The 2,350-nt window shown below is 30.9% G+C and carries 2 protein-coding genes; both read right to left on the reverse strand.

Annotated elements, in window-relative coordinates:
- Nucleotides 1-914: 914 nt before the first annotated feature.
- Entirely contained in the window at nucleotides 915-1,583 is a 669-nt protein-coding gene (locus FGM02_RS17575) for a hypothetical protein (RefSeq protein ID WP_139959884.1), read from the reverse strand.
- A 6-nt stretch (nucleotides 1,584-1,589) separates the two neighbouring features.
- Nucleotides 1,590-2,096: an MltR family transcriptional regulator gene (locus FGM02_RS17580; RefSeq protein ID WP_139959886.1), complete on the reverse strand. Its 507-nt coding sequence runs from the start codon at nucleotides 2,094-2,096 to the stop codon at nucleotides 1,590-1,592.
- Nucleotides 2,097-2,350: the final 254 nt, after the last annotated feature.

The raw sequence follows: 2,350 nt of genomic DNA on the forward strand, positions 1-2,350 counted from the left end.
CAGGTTTTCACCCAACCGCAAACTTGCTTTTTAATAAGGAACCAAAATGTTTCGTGGGAAAAATGTGTGAATGGTAGTAGTAAATTTTCGGGCGAGTTTATGAATGCCAACGGTTTTGTATAAAGTTAGTGTGGGAGTTGATAATCGAAAGATTCTCAGCCGAGCACTAAGCTTTTACTTATTTTGTGTTTTTATCTTAGTCGACCTAAAAATAGATAAATAAGTAGAAGTGACCCAATAAAAAAACACAAACCTTTGGGCAAACTATAAAAACCCACATTGACTTTATGCGGTGTTAGCTGCTGACACCGTAAGTAACTAAAAAAACATCCAGAGAAGAGGAATTGTCCTTGTCGAAAACCTGTATTATCGAATAAATGTAATAAGATGATTATCTGTTTTCAAGAATTTGAATTTTTTTATCCGTAAGAAACTCCGTAACATACAGCTGAGACGAACTGGCCTTATCGTAAGCCGCCATTATCGAATAAATGTACTTAGCTGTCAATCTGTTTTCAAGGCTTTAGAATTTGTATCCGTAAGAAACTCCGTAACATACAACTGAGACGAACTGATCTTATCGGAAACCTGTATTTTCGAATAAATGTAATTAGATGACCATCTGTTTTCAAAGCTTGGATTCAGAATATTTATTTCAAAAGTTTAAATAAAAACGTTTTTTGAAAATACTTATAATTCTCAATAGGAATAGAAATCCGTTTGCTGCTAACGGTTTGTATATGAAACGTAGCGTCTAAAAATACGGTAAATTTCGGGTTTAGCACAGAGCCAAATTTTTATATTTTGTTTTTATCTTTTCTATTTTAAAAGCCAAATTAAAAATTTGACGGAACTTCATAAATAAGCACTAACCCTTGGGTTTAGCATTTAAAAGCTATGTTTTATATACGTTGTTATGCCTTGTTTTTTGCGTCTTTCACTTTTTTGGAGATGATTGTCAGTCTAATTCCAAAAGCTATTATCAATAGTAAAATCCCAAAACTATATTTAAATCCTTTCCAGAAATTATCATTAGTTTCTGTTATTAATTCGTCACGTCTTTCTATATTTTTATTGATTTCAACAATGTCTTTTTCTATTTCTTCAAAAGCAAATTCTTTCTCTTTCTCAGAAACTAGTAATTCTGGTAAGTTTTCAATTTTGATGTATCCGTTTTCAATTGATTCTTTCACAACCAAACCAACTTTTTTTGCCCAATTACAAATAGAATCTGAATGAGCTTGTCTTCTATCAAATTCTTCTTGAGAAAAAATGCCAGAATTGTTATATTGAAAGCAATGCATTTGATTATTTGCGAAATTCAGTAATGACCTAGAATCATTTTTAATCCAAGTTTCAACTTTTCCTAATTCACTTACTTGAAATTGTTTTCTATTCTCATCTACTAGGGTTAGAACACCTAATAGACCAATTCCAATCCAAATATATTCTAATCTAGCCCAAGTAACAGAGCTAAGACTTGAGATTTTTACTAGAAAAAATCGTAAAATAATCCATACTATTATTACACCAAGAAAAGCCCAAAGAGGATTAGTTATTAAGTTTCTAATAAATTCAAACATTCTATTTTATCTTGTTTTATTTGTCCATTTCCTTTGGACAAGTTGTTCTTTTTTTACTAATCTTTTTCTCCAAAGAAGGTCAGTCAATAGTATGGCAATTGTAAAATTAAATTTGCTTCTGTTTGTTCTTTTTATTGTGTCATCAATTGGTCCTAACCAGTCAAGTTTATTACACTCTTTCTCAATTTTAGTGGATTCAAAATTTACACCTTTCCAACTATGACCAAATTCATTTCTTATTTTTCTAATAATGTTTATTTCTTCATATTCTTTTTTCTCAATTAGACCTAGAGAATAAGCAATTTTGGTCTTTGCAGAGAAAGTTCCTAGAGGTGCTCCAAATCCCAAGAGCAACTCTTTTGATACCTTATCTTTAATTATGTATGATTGAATAATTTCTAAAAGCCATTCATCTAAAATGGAAGCAGCTAATAATACTGCTCCTCTGTCACTTTCTTTGTTGAAAGAATTTAAAAACTCTCCTAATTCCTTCATTTCAGGTTCGGATTCCATTCTATTCATAGTTTTTTTTCAAATAAGGCATAACGGTTTTGTATAAAGTTAGTGTGGGAGTTGATAATCGTAAGATTCTCGACCGAGCACTAAGCTTTTACTTATTTTGTGTTTTTATCTTAGTCGACCTAAAAATAGATAAATAAGTAGAAGTGACATAATAAAAAAACACAAACCTTTGGTTAATCCATAAAAACCCACATTGACTTTATGCATGTTCTAGAGCCCACAATTTTGCGATACTTTAGTACCAA

This window comes from Flavicella sediminum (assembly GCF_006381105.1).
Lineage (GTDB): Bacteria > Bacteroidota > Bacteroidia > Flavobacteriales > Flavobacteriaceae > Flavicella > Flavicella sediminum.

What these genes read in the sequence shown, in the direction of transcription:
- FGM02_RS17580 (WP_139959886.1), bottom strand. Translation starts at nt 2,096, where the DNA reads ATGGAATCCGAACCTGAAATGAAGGAATTAGGAGAGTTTTTAAATTCT.
- FGM02_RS17575 (WP_139959884.1), bottom strand. Translation starts at nt 1,583, where the DNA reads ATGTTTGAATTTATTAGAAACTTAATAACTAATCCTCTTTGGGCTTTT.